General features: G+C 60.8%; 17 protein-coding genes. All 17 read right to left on the bottom strand.

Annotated features, from left to right (window positions below; all coding sequences use genetic code 11):
• Positions 1-4: 4 nt before the first annotated feature.
• Positions 5-622, bottom strand: a complete 618-nt coding sequence (locus GC131_07090) for a hypothetical protein (protein MBI1273832.1) — start codon at positions 620-622, stop codon at positions 5-7.
• Positions 623-762: 140 nt separating this feature from the next.
• Positions 763-1,377, bottom strand: coding sequence for a hypothetical protein (locus GC131_07085; GenBank protein ID MBI1273831.1), 615 nt, complete (start codon positions 1,375-1,377; stop codon positions 763-765).
• A 93-nt stretch (positions 1,378-1,470) separates the two neighbouring features.
• Positions 1,471-2,100, bottom strand: a complete 630-nt coding sequence (locus tag GC131_07080) for a hypothetical protein (protein MBI1273830.1) — start codon at positions 2,098-2,100, stop codon at positions 1,471-1,473.
• 183 nt (positions 2,101-2,283) lie between these two features.
• The gene (locus GC131_07075; protein ID MBI1273829.1) at positions 2,284-2,886 is read right to left on the bottom strand and encodes a prepilin-type N-terminal cleavage/methylation domain-containing protein; all 603 of its coding nucleotides are present in this window, start codon (positions 2,884-2,886) and stop codon (positions 2,284-2,286) included.
• 11 nt (positions 2,887-2,897) lie between these two features.
• The gene (locus GC131_07070) at positions 2,898-3,518 is read right to left on the bottom strand and encodes a prepilin-type N-terminal cleavage/methylation domain-containing protein (GenBank protein ID MBI1273828.1); all 621 of its coding nucleotides are present in this window, start codon (positions 3,516-3,518) and stop codon (positions 2,898-2,900) included.
• 8 nt (positions 3,519-3,526) lie between these two features.
• Positions 3,527-4,312, bottom strand: coding sequence for a hypothetical protein (locus GC131_07065; protein ID MBI1273827.1), 786 nt, complete (start codon positions 4,310-4,312; stop codon positions 3,527-3,529).
• Entirely contained in the window at positions 4,150-5,247 is a 1,098-nt protein-coding gene (locus tag GC131_07060) for a hypothetical protein (protein MBI1273826.1), read from the bottom strand. Before GC131_07060 ends, GC131_07065 begins: the two co-directional genes overlap by 163 nt.
• On the bottom strand, positions 5,244-7,028 hold the full coding sequence (locus GC131_07055) for a hypothetical protein (protein ID MBI1273825.1): 1,785 nt from the start codon (positions 7,026-7,028) through the stop codon (positions 5,244-5,246). Before GC131_07055 ends, GC131_07060 begins: the two co-directional genes overlap by 4 nt.
• Positions 7,029-7,151: 123 nt before the next feature.
• Positions 7,152-7,967 (bottom strand): type IV pilus biogenesis protein PilP, encoded by an 816-nt coding sequence (gene pilP / locus GC131_07050; protein ID MBI1273824.1) that lies wholly within the window; start codon positions 7,965-7,967, stop codon positions 7,152-7,154.
• Positions 7,951-9,210 (bottom strand): type 4b pilus protein PilO2, encoded by a 1,260-nt coding sequence (gene pilO2 / locus GC131_07045; protein ID MBI1273823.1) that lies wholly within the window; start codon positions 9,208-9,210, stop codon positions 7,951-7,953. The genes pilP and pilO2 overlap by 17 nt, the downstream gene beginning before the upstream one ends.
• A gap of 5 nt (positions 9,211-9,215) precedes the next feature.
• Positions 9,216-10,793, bottom strand: a complete 1,578-nt coding sequence (locus GC131_07040; protein MBI1273822.1) for a hypothetical protein — start codon at positions 10,791-10,793, stop codon at positions 9,216-9,218.
• Positions 10,783-11,814 carry a hypothetical protein gene (locus tag GC131_07035; protein ID MBI1273821.1) on the bottom strand — a complete coding sequence of 344 codons (1,032 nt, stop codon included), beginning with the start codon at positions 11,812-11,814 and terminating at the stop codon, positions 10,783-10,785. The genes GC131_07040 and GC131_07035 overlap by 11 nt, the downstream gene beginning before the upstream one ends.
• Positions 11,815-12,108: 294 nt before the next feature.
• Positions 12,109-12,381: an acetyltransferase gene (locus GC131_07030; protein ID MBI1273820.1), complete on the bottom strand. Its 273-nt coding sequence runs from the start codon at positions 12,379-12,381 to the stop codon at positions 12,109-12,111.
• Positions 12,382-12,390: 9 nt separating this feature from the next.
• Positions 12,391-13,587, bottom strand: a complete 1,197-nt coding sequence (locus GC131_07025; GenBank protein MBI1273819.1) for an ATPase — start codon at positions 13,585-13,587, stop codon at positions 12,391-12,393.
• Positions 13,563-14,324, bottom strand: coding sequence for a type IV secretion system protein DotC (locus GC131_07020; protein ID MBI1273818.1), 762 nt, complete (start codon positions 14,322-14,324; stop codon positions 13,563-13,565). The genes GC131_07025 and GC131_07020 overlap by 25 nt, the downstream gene beginning before the upstream one ends.
• 76 nt (positions 14,325-14,400) lie before the next feature.
• On the bottom strand, positions 14,401-14,889 hold the full coding sequence (locus GC131_07015) for a DotD/TraH family lipoprotein (GenBank protein ID MBI1273817.1): 489 nt from the start codon (positions 14,887-14,889) through the stop codon (positions 14,401-14,403).
• A gap of 72 nt (positions 14,890-14,961) precedes the next feature.
• A complete protein-coding gene (locus GC131_07010) occupies positions 14,962-15,258 on the bottom strand; it encodes a hypothetical protein (protein ID MBI1273816.1) in 297 nt (98 codons plus the stop codon).
• Positions 15,259-15,260 lie beyond the last annotated feature (2 nt).

Raw genomic sequence — 15,260 nt, 5'->3', positions numbered from 1 at the left:
GGCGTTACAGGACGGTATAGGACGCGACCGATCCCACCGGAACATAGCAGGTAACGGGCGCGGCTGCACTCTTGGGTACGGGGTATTGCGTCACGAAGCTGCCGCCGGGCTGCGAGGCCGGAACCATGATCGAGCCCGGACACGCCCCGGAAATGCTGCCGGATGTGATCGAACCGGGCTGCGCCTTACGCAGCTGCGTCAGGATCTGATTGATCGCCAGCCCGGCCGGAGCGCGCGGGGCTTGCGCATCATTGGCGTCCGGCGGCACGAAGGTGACAACCATACGCTGGCTGGTGCCCGGGTCTGTAAAAACGATCGATTCCCACTGGTACGAAACCACATAGCCGGTCGGCAAATCCGAAGCGGCAAGGGTCGTGGAACACGCGGTCGTGAGCGTGAGGCCGCTATACAGCGTAGCGCCGCCGGTTATACGGCAACCCGTTTGTGTAAGGCCATAGGTCGGGTGCGCGCGCGCAAACCGCGTCGCCGCATAATGCCATGCCAGCATCTGCTGCCCCGCCACAGCCTGGTTGGCTGAGAAGCGCGCGGTCTGCACCGCGAACACCTGCGTGAACACGCCGATAATGGTGAGCAAAAGGAAAACGAAGACAAAAAGATACATCGGGCGCCGTGCTTCCCCTCAAGCCGATTAAGCCAGCCTTTTCAAAAGCCTACCAGAACTTCCTCTGCAATCGTTAAAGAATGGCAAATATTGCCGTATTTCAGCAACTTAGCCATTGCAAAAAACACCCTCGTCCGCCACTAGCCGGCCTTGAAGTACAAAGCCATCAGAATCTGCCGCCCGATGCTGCATGCGGGCGGTATTGCCCTGCGGTTAAGCCCGCTTGTGTTCAACACAACCGGCTTGCGCCCGCGCATCGCTTCCATCCCGCCATCGGCATTGATCATCTGCATCTGCACAATCTCCAGCGCTTCCTGCGCGGCGAAAAAATCCGCCATGCGCTCGCACGCCGGCGCGGGAACTATGGTGGTGAAGCGGTAATAGGGCCCCTGCAACAAACGGCCGGTGACCGGGTTGCCCCAAGGGTTGATAATATGTTCGATGCCGTCTGCGCCCTGGGTGGTGCCGGGCAAAACGCCTGCGTTTTTCAGCGCGAGCACGAGGTCGGTGTTCTGCCGCCGCAGCATGTCGGCATGATCGAGCCGTATGCTTTGCAGGCGCCCGAGCAATTGCACGACCTGCCCCGACACGGCGGTGAATTTCGTGTTCTCATACGCGGCCTGCACCGAAAGCCATAGCGCGGTGCCCACCAGAAGCAGAACCACGAGCGTAATCAGCAGCCACTGCCGCTGGTTGGCGGGGCCGGCGGCCTCGCCTTCATCCGGGTATGCTGGTCGTTTTTTCTTCGCTGCCATGGCTATAAAAGTCCGGAAAGAAAAAGAGGGGGATTATGCATCCCCCTCTTTGTACTGCGCTGCCGCGCCGGGCCCGGCTTCAGGCGGGTGCCCTTAGCCGCGGATACGGAACAGGAAGGCGGCCGAGTTGTTGTTGGCGCTGTTGTCGCTGCATGACGATGCCGCCTGCACGACCGTAACGGGCGGAACCACGCCCGAAGTGCCGCCGAGCGAGGAGCCCTGCGCCGAGCTTGAAAGCGAAACGCGCACCATGCCGATATCGCGCGCCGAACCGGAATTGCGGATCGCGAGATCGACGCAGCCGTTCTGCGGCAAGCCGTTGAACACGACCCAGAAACCGGGGCCGTCCGAAGCGCTGATCGAGGTGATGCCATAGATATCGACATTACCCTGCCACGGGTTTTGCGGCTGGGTGCCGCCTGCCGTCAGGATCATATCGTTCGGAATAGCGCGCGCGGCTACCATGGCAGCGCTGATGTTGCCGGAAGCAATTGTGGTTTGCGAACCATGCAGCGTGCGAACCGCTTGCGCGATCTGCAGCAATTCCTGCGATGCGCGGCCGGTGCGGAGATTTTCATAGACCGCCGATGCCGCGACCCAGATGCCGCCGACGATGAGCCCGACGATACCAAGAACGATGGCGGCTTCGATCAGGTTGAAACCGCTGCGACCGGCGGTGCGGTTGGCGGAGAGCCGGCGGCGGGCGGCGCAAATGGTGATCATGGTTACTCCCTTGGCGTTGTTGGACCGGATGGCGGGTACCCAAAAGATAGGGCATGAAAGGTTAAGAAAAAGTCAGCAACAGGCGGTGATAAGGAAAGAAACACAGTGCCTTACGGGCGCCAAAAGTTACCGCCCGCCGCGCATCTTGGCAACTGGTTTCTGGGAGTATTGCTGTGGATAAATCTAGTTTTGCAGGCGAAGCCGGTAGGTTAGCGCCACATTCGCGCCCGTGCCCGTGCCGCCGTCAACGGCGCATGGCCCGCCCAGCGCGCCGATAAGCGGCGGCATTGAAATTGGCGTGCCGCTAACGCTTACGGCGGTAAGGCCGTTCGCGGTCGGTCCGCTGCCCGCGCGCGCCGCAAAGGCGATGCAACTTTCAGCCTTAAGCCCGCGATAGGTCAGCGTGAAATAATAGGTTCCGCCAGTGCTGGCGCCGCCGCTTGCCGTCGTGCCGCTTACCAGCAGCCCGCCGCCGGGCGGCAGCGCGCCCCACGGATGGTCCACGATTGTAGGCGCGCCTGCGCGCAGCATTTCGCTCGGAAACACGCTGGCGGCGGCAAGAATTGTGGTGACATCGCCCGAAGCCATGTTCGGCTGCGACAGGTAATATGACCGTATGTTGTTCAGCAATATCACAAGCTGACCGAGCGATTGTTCGGTCCGCGCCGATTCGTTGCTGCGCCCGGCAAACACCCATATGCCGCCAAGCACGAGCCCGACCACGCCAAGCACAACCGCCAATTCGACCAGTGTAAAGCCTTTTTTGCCGCGCCTCGCTTTTTTCATGACCTTCCTCGTCAGCTACGGATCGCGAACTGGAATGCGACCGTGTTCATAGAAGCGTTGCATGCAGCCGTGACCTGCGCAATCGTCATCGGCACCGCATAGGTCGTGCCGTTGATGACCGCCGCCGTCATCTTGATATCGGCCACCACTTCGGAAAAGCGCGTGGTGAGCTGGATGCAGGCGTAAACCGGCGTATTGCTGTACTGCACGCGGAAAAAGCGCCCGGCCGCGCCAACGGTCGCGCCGTTGACCGAGGCCACCGCCACAGGCGACGTGCCGGTCGAGGTTCGATCCCACGGGCTATCGAAATAACAGGGGTTGCCGGTAGCGCAGTTGGCCGGAATGATGTTGGGGTTGCGCTTCATTTCAGCCGGAAACACATCAAGCTGCGCAAGCGATTGCGTGAGCTGCGCGTAATCGCCCTGGATCGTGCTGCGGATCAGCCACGCTTCGCGCAAATTCTGCACAAGAACCATCAGCTGTTTTTCCGCGGTATAGACATTCATGCTTTCGCGCGTCTTGATCGCGGCAAACCAGACCCCGGCGACCAGAAGCCCGGCAACGATCAGAACGATCGCGAGTTCGAGCAAGGTGAAGCCGCGGCGGCTGCGGCGGATGGCGGAAACAAGCATTTTAACCCTCAATGCAGGCTGAAGACCCAGTCAACGCTGGGCGAAGTGCTGGAATTGCAGGCCGCGCTGGCGGCAACCAGAGAAGGCGGCAGCGCGCCTGCGCTGGCAAGGAAGCTGGTGGCGGCCCCGCCGCGCACTACGATGGCTTCCAGCCGCGTGTTCTGGTCGGCAACAAATTCATGCAGCACAAGCTTCGTGCATATATCGGAAGGCAGCGAAAGAAACTGCACCCTGAAGCTGCGCGCGGGCGGCGCGGACGGAGAGGTTGTGCCCGCCGCAAGATCATAGCCCGCCACCTGGACAGAACCGCCGGTAATGCCTTTGTTCCAAACATGGTCCACGGGGCCGCCTTCGACCGCGCGGTTGCGCCGCATATCGATCGGAAAGACGCGCGATTGATCCATCGTGATGTTAAAAGCGTTGTCGGCGCCGGTGATGGTCTGGCGCGAAGCGTAAAGCGCCCGCATGTTCGCGGCAATTTCGTATATCTGGTCGGACGCGGTATTGACCTGCGCGCTTTTCTGGATCGCGCTGCCCGCCGCCCATAGCGCGCCGGTGATAAGCCCGACAATCAGCAGCACGATCGCCGCTTCGGTCAGCGTGAAGGCGCGGCACGGAGCCCGGTTCACGGCTAAAACCCGCCGCCGGTCCGGGTGGACTGGCTTGTGATCACGGTTGTGATGTGCAGGATCGAAAGCATGGCGAAGGCAATTACGGTGCCGACGATCACCAGCCCGATATTGCGGATCACCATCGACTGGGTCTTCAGGTTGTCCACCTGTTCGCGGATCCATTCTTCGGTGATCTGTTCGATCACGATGCCGACGTCGGCGCGTTCCGACAAAATTTCAAGGTCGATCGCGACCTGGGGATCCGGGAAGTTCATGTTGCCGGTGCGCAGCGCTTCGCCAAGGTTGCGCCCGCGCAGCACTTCTTCGCGCGCCGCCATGATACGTTCGCGGATCCACGGATTGCCCTGTTCCTCAAGAATTTCAAGCGCCCGGCGCAACGGCACCTGCGCGCCGAGCAGGGAAGAAAGACCGAGCATGAAGCCGCTTCCTTGCCATATGCGGTACCATGACCATGGCGGCACCATATCGAACTTTGATCGGATCATGCCGCGCCAGAACGGCAGCGTGACGAATACAAGTATGCCCAGCACGACCAGCGCCAACATGATGGGAATGCCCCAGGCCATGATGAAATCGGACATGGAGGCAAGCCCGCCCATGCTTTCGACCACTTCGGGCGGCGCGTTCTTGCGCATATTCTGGATCAGGTTGACGCCGAACATCCACAAAACGCCGGCCACGAGCAAAAGCATGAAAACCGGGTACGACATGGCATACATCACCGCCTGCCGCATTTCGCGCGCGCTTTCGCCCATGCTCTGGATCGCGCCGAGCGATTTGGCGACGGTGCCGGATTCTTCGCCCGCGCGGATCATATAAAGTTCGGCCGAAGGCACCCAGCCCGCCAGCGCTTCGGAAAAGCTTTCGCCGCCGCGATCGCGCCGCAGCCATTCGCGCAGCGCAATCGCCGCCGGGCGGTTGGGATATTTGCCCATTTCGGAAACGTTGTACCATAGCCGCTCAAGTGCCCGCGAAAGCGCCTCGTTCATCGCCAGCATGCCCTGCAACTTGCGATAGATACGGAAACGCTGGTTGCGGTTGTTGCGGAAACGCCATTGCGCCATCGGCAGCTTATATTCGTCAAAATTCAGATTCATGCGGGCACATCCGTTCCGGGGGCGCTTCCGGGCAGAACGCCCAGCACCTGTTCAACATCCAGTATATCGCGTTCGCGCGCAACCGGGCCCACTTCAAACTCGGCATCCACAGGCGAAACCTCGCCGCGCCGGATTTTCTCCAGCGCGTGCCACAACATGGTAATACCGTTCTGGCCGTGTGGGGAAAGCCAGTAATGCTCGGCTTCCGCCATTTTGTTTTCGGACAAAAGCTCCATCAGCTTCGCGTCGGTTTCAATCACCTCGGCGCACACGGTGCGGCCGCTGCGGCCCTTATAACAATGTTTGCAGCCTTCGGGGTTGGCTACGAAAACGTTGCTTATATCGGGCTCCTTCAAGCGTTCCGTGATCGGCCTGTCCTGCCCGGCAGGGTTGCGGTACGCATCCATCATGCTGAAGCCGGCGCGCACGCGCTTGACCACGTCATAATAATCCAGCCCCAGTTCCTGCGGCGATTTAAGCAGCGGAATACGGCAATGTTCGCACATGCCGCGCAGCAGGCGTTGACAGATCATGCCGCGCACCAGCTGGTGATCGTACACCAGATAGGGTTCGAGCCCGAGATCGCGCAGACGTTGCGGCACCGCAAGTGCCGAATAGACGTGCAGCGTGGTATAGACCTGGCGACCGGTGAGCGCGAGGCGGAACGAGAATTTCGCGGTCTGTAAATCGCGCGTTTCACCGAGCATCACGATATCGGGATCGAGGCGCAGCGCACAACGCATGATTTCAGCGAAGGTGCGTTCGCGCTGGTCATCTTTGACCGAGGCCGAAACGCCGATCTGGCGCGCGCCGATGACGCCGCCTTCGGGCGGATCTTCGATCATCAGGCAGTTCAGCTGGAAATTTGTTTCCGCCATGCGCCGGTTAAGCATGACGCGCAACGTGGTGGTTTTGCCCTGGTTGACCGGGCCGGAAAACACCCGCATGCCGCCGGGCACCGCGCGCAGCTGCTGGATCACCCGCAGCTGTTCTTGCGAAAAGCCGAGACTGTCCACATCGGCCATGACAAAGTTTTCGCCGAACAGATGCGCGCTGTCGTATTGCAGGCGCATATCGAGATAGCGGCCGCCGTCGGCCAACGGCACCCATTGGCAGCGTACGCTGATCACGCCTTCGGGGAGCTGGATCGTGTCGGCGCCGCCGCCCGGCGTCAGCATCGCCGCCTGCGGTTCGAGCCAGTTGGCGGTGGCGCCCGATTGGCCGATCGAATGCGAATAAACCGCCGACAACACATGTTCGCCTTCGCGCTGGGTCCATGTTTCCCATTGGCGCAGCGAACCGTCGATGCGGAATTCAACCTTGGTACGACCGCCCGAAGCTTCAATATGCACGTCGTTGGTGCCGAGTTCGACCGCCTTTTGCAGCGTTTCGACCACGCGGCGGCGCACCGCGTTTTCATCGAGCCGGGTTAACGATACCTGCCGGTTGGAATAGCTATAGGCCTGCTGGATGATGTTGGGCGTGACGTAGCGCGGTTCGTCAACCTTATAACCCTGGCGGCGCGCCGATTGCGCGACCGAGGTCACGAGCGGGGAATTGCGGTGCGTAGCGCTGACCAGCCACATGCCGCTATCAAACAGGGCGCAAAGGTTGCGCGATTCCTGCGGGATCTTGAGCGCGCCATTTTCAGCCGTAAGCAACACGCCTTCGAAGGTCAGGGCGGCGCCCGACATAGCAATGCTGCGGTCATCCTCAACCTTGAGCGATGCAGCGGCCGACTGTTGCGTTGACGCTGTGCTATCAGAGGGTGATTTATCCATCGCCGTGCTTTCCGCTATGCCCTCCTGACCGGAAGATCGTTCCTGGGCCGCCCTTGCGTACACAAACCTTTACCCGCACATGCCCTTCGCAGAGCAAGGCGGAAAATCCCTTTCCAACCGCGCCTAGCGATGGCCCTGCATGACCGTCGCGGGCAAACCAACGGAATTGACGCGAATGGTCTTTTCCTTGCCCTTGGCGCTGGTGATATTCACGCCGCCCGAAGTAATGGCGCGCACCGTACTGCCGTCCGGCAACTGGTCGCCCGGTCGCACGCTGATCATCCGGCCGTTGCCGACATTCACAACCGCGCTGTAAGTCCCTTCGGTGCCGACGATGCGCGAAACTTCATAGCTTGTGAAAACCGGCTGTTGCTGTTGCATGGGCATGCCCATGCCGATACCGCCCATATCGCCGCCATTTCCGGGCATGCCGAGCGCGCTCGAGGGAATCATGGCGCCCATGCCGCCTTCGCCGCGCTTGCGGCGCACTTCGTCAAGGTCAGACAGCTTCTGTTCGATATCCACCATCAGCTCAAGCCGTGCCAGCGCCGCGCGAGCCTGGTTCATATCTTCGATCGTGGCGTCGCTTTCCGGATCGCTGGAAAGTTTTTCAAGCACGTCATGGACCGGCTCGGTCGAAAGGTTGGGCAGTGCTCCGCCGCTCGCGGCCTTTTTCTTGGGCGATGCCGGCTTATCTGGCGCAGCGACAGGTGCAACCACCGGCGCTTGCACGGTTTCCGGCGATGGCAGCGCGGGTTCATCGATTTCAGGGGGCGGCAAGGTGAAATCTGGCAGCACCGGGCCGCCATCGATTGCCTCTGCCGTATCTTGCGCCGCGATTGGCGTTGTCGCTGCCAGCACAAGGAAGGCCAAGCCGGCCATAGCCGGAACGACGACAGATGCGGCAGCGAATCTGGTGTATTTACTCGCGATTTTCATAGATCACTCCCTCGACTGTCCAATTTCCACCGTTAAAGGTTAATGATCTTATAATGACTCCGGGCAGATTACCAAAATAGCTTGATAATTCACCAGGCAAAGAGTCCACAGCGATGCTGAAAAGCCGCTTTGTCCAAGGCGGTGGCGGCGGATTCCACTGTTCAGCGGGGATTTCCGGGGGCCTTGGCGGCGGCGGATCATCCACATCGCGGTTAAGCGTACCATCCCAGCTTTCCGTTAAGAATTTGCGGGTCACGAAGGTGGGCGCGGCAAGATTCTGGTCGCCGCGGTCCTGTATCCCCGTCAGCTCTATATTCGTAACGGCGGCGCGGCCGGTCACATCGACGATAGCGCCCTTGATATCGGCCGCGAAGCCGGGAAGGCGCGCCCACGTTACGGTAAGCCCGCCGCGGTTGCATCGCACTTCCGACATATCCCATCCGACCTGCGCCATCGAAACCTGCGACATGGCAACACGGCACGCTTCAACCAGCTCAAGCGGCCCCGGTTCCTTTTCCCAGTACCGGACGGGCGGCGGATAGTTGATCTGCACCGGCTGTAGCTGCGACGGCAATTGCTGGTTGGCTTGCGCCTGCGCACGCTTTTGCGCTTCCTGCAAAAGCATGCGTTCGCGTTCCTGCTCGGCCTGCATGTGCTGCCAGTAAAGCCCGCCCGCAAGCAGCACGGCAAGCAGAACGGCCCCGATAACGCCGCCGACGATAAGGCTGCGCGGCAACACGACGGGGCGCAGCGGAAATTCCGCCCGGTCCTGCAGCAAAAGCGCGAGCGACATGCCGTCCGAGCCGGGAATGGCCCATGCTTCAGGCGCATAGACACGTTGCAAGCCGCCGAGATTGATTTCCTGGTAGAGCCGGTTCCGCGCTTCGGCTTCGTCGGCGTAAAGCTGATCGCCGTCAGGCGCGATCAGATCGTCGCGGACGATAACGACATAAACCCCTTCGCGAATCTTGAACGCCCCGGCCCACGAACCCGGCTGACGGTTGGCCAACGTGGCGGCCAGCGTCGGCATGCCTGCGCGATGGCCCGATTCAGATGTGCCGAGGCCGAATTGCCCGACGCGCCCGGTCTTGTTGCCGGGGCGGATGGAGAAAAAGTCAGAATATTGCCCGGGCTGGCGCGCCGCTTCCTTGGCGGCTACCACGATACGGCCGGAAGGCGATATCTGCCAGTAAAGGCCGGTGGCGTATTTGCGCCTGCCTATCGTTGCTACGCCGTTGCCCATGCGGGTTACTCCGCCCGCGGAATGTCAATTTCCTGCGGCGTGATGGCGATGAACAGCATTTGCCGTATCTCTGTATTCTGCACGCCGCCGCCGAGAAGGTAATTGAACGCATCGCCGATGCCGCGCGAGCTTTGTCCATTCTGATCCTGGTTGAAGCCGGCCAGAATGAGCGTCGAGCCGCTCTTGAGCAACGATTGCTGCACGAATATGCGGTTGGTGGTTTCAGGCAGCTGCACGGTATTGCCGCCGCTGGTGAAATCCCGGATCGTGACGATGTCGGTCAGGTTCAACGAATATTGCAGCAGCATTCTGCCGTCCGCGAGGATACGCGGCGTCAGCTGCAGCGAGAAACCTTCGCGGATCGTGCCCGGCGTGAGCGTGGTATCCTGGAAAGTCTGCGACGTGTTGGTCTGCACCTGCGCAAGATAGGTGCGGTCACGGCCGATGCGGCGCGAAACCGGCCGGTTGTTGAGCGTGGTCATCGGGAACTGCGCCACGCGCACCGTGTTGCCGACCGACGAAAGCGCGTTTGCGATCGTATCGACACGGCCATAGTTGCGGTTATCGATGATGCTGACGGCGAAGCTGCCCGCGCTCGAGAGCGAGAAGGGTTCGGCGCCGCTGATATCGAAGGTGAAGGGCGCGATACGCTTCAACGCGGTCTCGAGGCTGACCGTAAAGCTGTCGCTGTTATCAAGATCGACCGTATAAACCTCGACATTGATCGAGATCTGCTTCGAAAGCAGCCCGTTCTGCTGTTCCAGGAAATCGGCCACCGTCTTCATGACCTCGCTTGAGGTCGTGACGGTGATCGTACCGGTCGATTGCGAAACAACGGCCGTGCCGACGCCGCCGAGCAGCGAATTCACGCCGGCGGTGATTTCCTTCCAGAAATCGAACTCGCTTTCGGTCTGGTTTTCCTGTTCGAGCGCGTTGGTCTGCGTAGAGCCGGTGGTATTCGAGCCCGTGTTCTGACCGCCCTGATCGGCGTTGATGCTGTCCGATGTCTTGGTGCGGCCCGGCAATGCTTCGATCACGAACATACGCGTTTCATAGCGCATGAACGTCACGGCAACGCCATCGAAATGCCAGTTCATGCCATAGAAGTTGGCGACCTGTTCGAGCAGGCCGGAAAGCGTTCCTTCGTAGGTTACCTGCATCGGCGTCGAGGACGAAGTGCCGGCCGTACCGCCGCCGCCTTCGCTATCGCTGCCCAATTCGCCGCCCGAACGCATCGGAAGACCGGTCTGCGCCGAAAGAATGTTCAAAATCTCGCCCAGCGTCATCGGCTCGGCCGCGATCAGCGTAACCGCGCGCGGCTGCTCGAATTTCTTCGGCAAAGGCTGGCCGCGGCGCATACGGATGGAGCGGTTGCCGCCCCAGACTTCATCGGTCACCACCAGCGATTCATGCTTTAACGGCGGCGCGGGCAGCCGGGCGCGATCGAGGCCTTGTTGCGCCTGTTCGGTACGGCTTTCGATCAGATCACGCTTTTCCTGCGTGCTGCAGCTTGCAATCAGCACAGCCGCGACGCAAAGCGTGATGAACTTTCGTGCCGTCATCATATCCCTCTTATTCGCCATAATTGTTGCCCCGCGCCTCTACGACGAGAACGCGCTGACCCGCATCGGAATTGCTGTGCAGCCTGCCGAAAGGCTGCGGTTTGACACGGGCAAAAGCACCCAGCGCGCCACGCAGCGCATCTTCGAACGTGCCGGTGAAAGAAAGCGAGGCTTGCAGCGGATAATCATATTCCGCCGACCACACAAGCTCGACCCCGTCGCGGCGGCACCATTCCTCGATCACGTCATGCAGGCTTTTGCCGCGCTCGGCGGTCCAGGTTGCAGCGATGTCGGAGGGAAGCTGGGGAACCACAACTTGCCCCACGCCGCCCCGCATCATGCCCGTCTGCGCTGGCGCGGCGGGCATTGCCGGCTCGGTCATCGGCATCGATTGCATCGGCGTCATCGGCTCCATCACCGTGGCTTCGCCGACCGTGGTGGCCGGCAGCGGCGCCAGCGCATCCTCTTGCTGCGGCAACGGCTCAAGCCCGACGGGGGCCATCCGGTTTTGTGAAAGCGCGATCTTCACGGTCTGGCCGCTAACATTGCTTTCAAGCCCGACGCCGTTCAGCATCCCCTGCAAAACATCCTGCCACGGGCGGCCGCCGCGCCAGTTCACAAGCACGCCCATATCGACATTCGCTTCGGGAGCGACGGCATAGCCCGCCGGCACGATCTGGCGCAACGCGACCTGCAGCGGAACATTATCGGCAAAGCCTTCGAGCACGCCGCTGCTGCCTTGCGCGGGCAGCGAACTGACGGAAGGCATCTGGCTGCGATCATTGCCTTCGATCACGAGCGGGGGAAGGGATTCGTTTTCATAGCCGTAATCGCCGGGCGGAACATAAACGCTCGGTGCGTCATTGCCGATGATGACGGGCGGCTGTGATTGTTCAACCGGCGCGACCCATTTGAACCCGACCTGCTTGAAGGCTGCCTGCGCGGGTTGCGCGGATAGCGTCAACGCAGCGAAGAAGGCCAGGGCAACAGCCGGAAGAGGCAAGGTCGGGAAAGCAGATAGATGGGCTCGGTGGTGGATCATGATGCGCGCCGTTGGTCCCTTCTTGAAGCGATTCGCTATCTTAGGCAAAGTTTTGCTGCGCGCCAATCAAGGGGCCGTGAATAGGCCTACTGACTGGCTGGTTGTGATCGGTTTGCAACAAGGAAAGCTCGATGTCGATAGAGGGTGAGATAACCGCAGGAACTTAAAATTTCAGTTAACACCCATAGCTATTTCATGCAGAAGTTGCAAGGGCTTAGTGGAAACGGGGTTGGCTGGCGGGGAAATTCATGCGCCGCGCTGGCCTGCGGCAAGCCGGTAAACGCGTAAGGCCCTTTATTGCGCGCCGTTATCGATCCAGCGGCGGCGCAGCAAACGGCTGGTGGCGGGCCTGTTATGGCCTAAAATCCACGCCCTGAAGGCCCTTAGCGCCGCTTCGAAGGTCAGCCCGCGCCGCTCCAGCACCCAAAACAGGGCAACGACAAGCGTAGCCGTAATCGCAGTCCATGGCCTGATATGCAGCATGGCCACAAGCAAAACAAGGAACACGCGGGCATCGAGGAAGAAGAACCGCGCTATTTTCTGACTATCGCGCCAATGTGCTGCCATGGGATCAGTTTATTCCTCAACCGTTGCGTCTTCCTTAACGGCTTCATCGCCCGAGAAGCCCTTGGTAAGCAACAGATACCAACGGCGCTCGATCTGCCCGGCCTTGAAGGCGCGGGTCGCGGCCTGCTGCATGGTCTGGCCGTAGCGCTCCAGCAGGCGCTGGGTTTCCGTGGTCCAGCGCTCGATCGGCATATCGAGCATCAGTTCGCGCACGTTGTCGTCGAACACCATGAATTCGCGGATGCCGATACGGCCGCCGCCCTTTTTCGGCACCAGCGCCTGCGTCACCACCATGCGCAGGGTTTCCATCAGCGCAAAGGCGCGCTCGGTGCGCTCGCCCGGTTCGAACACGCTGATCATGCGGCGGATGGTGGCGGCAACACCCACCGTATGCACCGTGGAATAAACGCAGTGACCGGTCTGGCCCGCTTCGATCGAGGCAGAAACCGTTTCACGGTCGCGCGATTCGCCAACCAGGATGATGTTGGGTTTGCGGCGCAGCGCGTTGCGCACGCCGGCGGCGAAGCTTGGCAGATGGCGTGGAATTTCCGATTGCGCAACCAGCGAACGCTGTCCTGTCACCTGGTCGTACACATATTCGATCGGCGCTTCGTAAGTCAGCATCTTGCCGCAGCCGTGTTCGCGCTCGACCAGCATGCGGCAACCCGCCGCCAGCAGCGTGGATTTGCCCGAACCGGTCGGGCCGGTGACCAGCACCATGCCTTGCCGCGGCGCCCAATTGTCGATGATCTTTTCCTCGATACCCAGATCCTGCATCGTCGGCGGCAAGTTGGGCAACGAACGCATCGTGATCTGCACGCTGTCGCGGCCCTTGCTGAGTATGGCCGTGATGTTGACGCGGAAACGGTAGCGCGTGTTGCGATCGGGCCGCACTTCATGCGACAGATCGAGATCTTTGCCGGCAGCAAGCTTGGCCAGCGCATCCGGACCATAGATCTTGTTCAGGATATTCGCCATATCGGCGGTGTCGATGCTGCGCCGGATAATCGGGAACAAAATGCCGTCAACTTCGATATAGACCGGCCTGTCGGTCTGGATGGTGATATCGGAAGCGCGGCGCAGAACGCACCATATCAGAAGATCGTCCACATGCTCTTCGCGGATCCGGAGCGGCTCTTCGGGCCATGTCCCGATATCAGCCGCGAGCTTGTCTGCGTCTTTCAGCGTATCGTTGGCGTCCACGATTTACTCCGTGGAATGAGCGCGGACTGGCCCGTGATGGTCACGCCGCGGTCGCCAATGCGCATTTCCGTGCCGCCGCCGGTCACGCCGCGATCTTCATGCGCCGCATAGGGCGGCGAGATCATGTTCTGCGCCAACAATTCGCGGTAGCGCACCATGCCGATGAAATCGTTGGTCATGCGATCAAGGTCGGCCTGGAAAATATCGTCCGCCTGTTCGACGCCGGCATCCCAGCCTTCCTTTACCCAATCGCGCCATTCCGCGCGCTCTTCATCGGTCGAAGGCAAAAGCAGGCCCGGCGGGGGATCGACCTTGCCCCAATCGCGCTCGAGATACAGGCGCCAGTCGCGCGCCGCCGTCACGATCCGCGCCCCGCGGTTGATACGATAGATTTTATCGGCCACCGCCGCTTGCTGGCCTCCGCCCGCCACGATCACTGCGCGTTCCGCTTCCGAAACGATAGGCGGTTCAATAAGCAGGCCGGAAGGGGCGGAGATAAGCAGGCGCTTGAAACCGAACGTGCCGGAAAGACTTCCATCCTGTTCTGTAAGGCGGCGCTGGATTTCGAAGGTCCGCATGGCGAGGCCGCCACGCGCGCCATAGGAAAGCGCGGCTTCACGCAGCGCGTCCTGCCGGATCTGCAGGCCCATTTCCATGGCCTTGACTTCTTCGCCCGTCGATTGTTCCTGCAGCTCGGTTAGCGCGGGGGGCGGGGGGGAGAAATCTTCGTCTTCCGCCATCGCAGGGCGGGGACATAGCAGAGCGGGCCACAGCGCGACCAGAGCGAATGCTGCGGCGGCAAGCGTGCGTGCAGGGTCAGCCTTTGGGATGCGCGGCAGCATACTGCACCTCGACCAGCCCGCGCTCGGCATCGACCGCGAGATCGGCCCGCTGGCCAAGCTGCATGCCAATATCCTGCAATACCTTGATAAGCGGCTTTTCAAAGACATTCAGCGTCACGACCACAGGCACCGGCGGCGCCTTGCCGGCAAGGTTGAAGCGGTAGCCCGCGCGCGACGCAAGCGTTTCCACAATCTGCTCAACCGGGCCATGCCATGTAATGGTTGTGGGTTGCTGCAGATTGTCGGGCGCGCCCGAAAAATCCTGCACAACAACGGCGGGGGAACGGTTGCTTTCGACAGCAGCAATGTCATCCAGCGCATTTGCAGCCTTTTCGGCGGCTTTGGCTAGACGTACGGTAACGGGGTCGTTTTCCGCAACCACGGGGGTCAGTGTGGTTTCCTGTGCGCAGGCCGCCAGCAACATGGCCAGCGCCAGCAGAAAAGCGTATTTCGATTTCGGCATGGCTAATGACACCTGATTCGCCCCTTTGGCCTTAAGGATATACGGCCAGAAGGCCGAAAGCACAATCCTATCCTATTGGCTCGTCTTAATAAAGTGCAGCGCATAGCCCAGTAATATGAAGGATACGACCAGCAATATCGTGCCCGTGAACCAGCTGCCCGCGAACAACGTAAAGAGCGAAATCACAAAAATAGCGCTGGAGCCGAGGCCATAGATCAACGCCGCGGGCGGCAGGCGGCCGCTCTTGTTGTTGACGCCATGGAACATGCGGCTCAATTGCCCGCCGGGCGGGCGCTGCGTCATGTTGTTACCTGGCGCCTTCGCGACGGCCCGGCCGGAAGGTTTCTTGGGAAGGAATTTATCGAACATTC

This window comes from Alphaproteobacteria bacterium, assembly GCA_016124955.1.
GTDB lineage: Bacteria > Pseudomonadota > Alphaproteobacteria > UBA9219 > RFNS01 > RI-461.
This window is presented reverse-complemented; position numbering and strand designations above follow the sequence as displayed.

Bases quoted from the DNA above. Each gene is read 5' to 3' on its own strand.
- GC131_07060 (MBI1273826.1), bottom strand. From the start codon at position 5,247: ATGAATCTGAATTTTGACGAATATAAGCTGCCGATGGCGCAATGGCGT.
- pilP (MBI1273824.1), bottom strand. From the start codon at position 7,967: ATGAAAATCGCGAGTAAATACACCAGATTCGCTGCCGCATCTGTCGTC.
- GC131_07030 (MBI1273820.1), bottom strand. From the start codon at position 12,381: ATGGCAGCACATTGGCGCGATAGTCAGAAAATAGCGCGGTTCTTCTTC.
- GC131_07010 (MBI1273816.1), bottom strand. From the start codon at position 15,258: ATGTTCGATAAATTCCTTCCCAAGAAACCTTCCGGCCGGGCCGTCGCG.
- GC131_07020 (MBI1273818.1), bottom strand. From the start codon at position 14,324: ATGGCGGAAGACGAAGATTTCTCCCCCCCGCCCCCCGCGCTAACCGAG.
- GC131_07040 (MBI1273822.1), bottom strand. From the start codon at position 10,793: ATGGCGAATAAGAGGGATATGATGACGGCACGAAAGTTCATCACGCTT.
- GC131_07035 (MBI1273821.1), bottom strand. From the start codon at position 11,814: ATGATCCACCACCGAGCCCATCTATCTGCTTTCCCGACCTTGCCTCTT.
- GC131_07080 (MBI1273830.1), bottom strand. From the start codon at position 2,100: ATGATCACCATTTGCGCCGCCCGCCGCCGGCTCTCCGCCAACCGCACC.
- GC131_07085 (MBI1273831.1), bottom strand. From the start codon at position 1,377: ATGGCAGCGAAGAAAAAACGACCAGCATACCCGGATGAAGGCGAGGCC.
- GC131_07090 (MBI1273832.1), bottom strand. From the start codon at position 622: ATGTATCTTTTTGTCTTCGTTTTCCTTTTGCTCACCATTATCGGCGTG.
- GC131_07015 (MBI1273817.1), bottom strand. From the start codon at position 14,889: ATGCCGAAATCGAAATACGCTTTTCTGCTGGCGCTGGCCATGTTGCTG.
- GC131_07065 (MBI1273827.1), bottom strand. From the start codon at position 4,312: ATGGATCCGCGAACAGGTGGACAACCTGAAGACCCAGTCGATGGTGAT.
- GC131_07070 (MBI1273828.1), bottom strand. From the start codon at position 3,518: ATGCTTGTTTCCGCCATCCGCCGCAGCCGCCGCGGCTTCACCTTGCTC.
- GC131_07075 (MBI1273829.1), bottom strand. From the start codon at position 2,886: ATGAAAAAAGCGAGGCGCGGCAAAAAAGGCTTTACACTGGTCGAATTG.
- GC131_07055 (MBI1273825.1), bottom strand. From the start codon at position 7,028: ATGGATAAATCACCCTCTGATAGCACAGCGTCAACGCAACAGTCGGCC.
- pilO2 (MBI1273823.1), bottom strand. From the start codon at position 9,210: ATGGGCAACGGCGTAGCAACGATAGGCAGGCGCAAATACGCCACCGGC.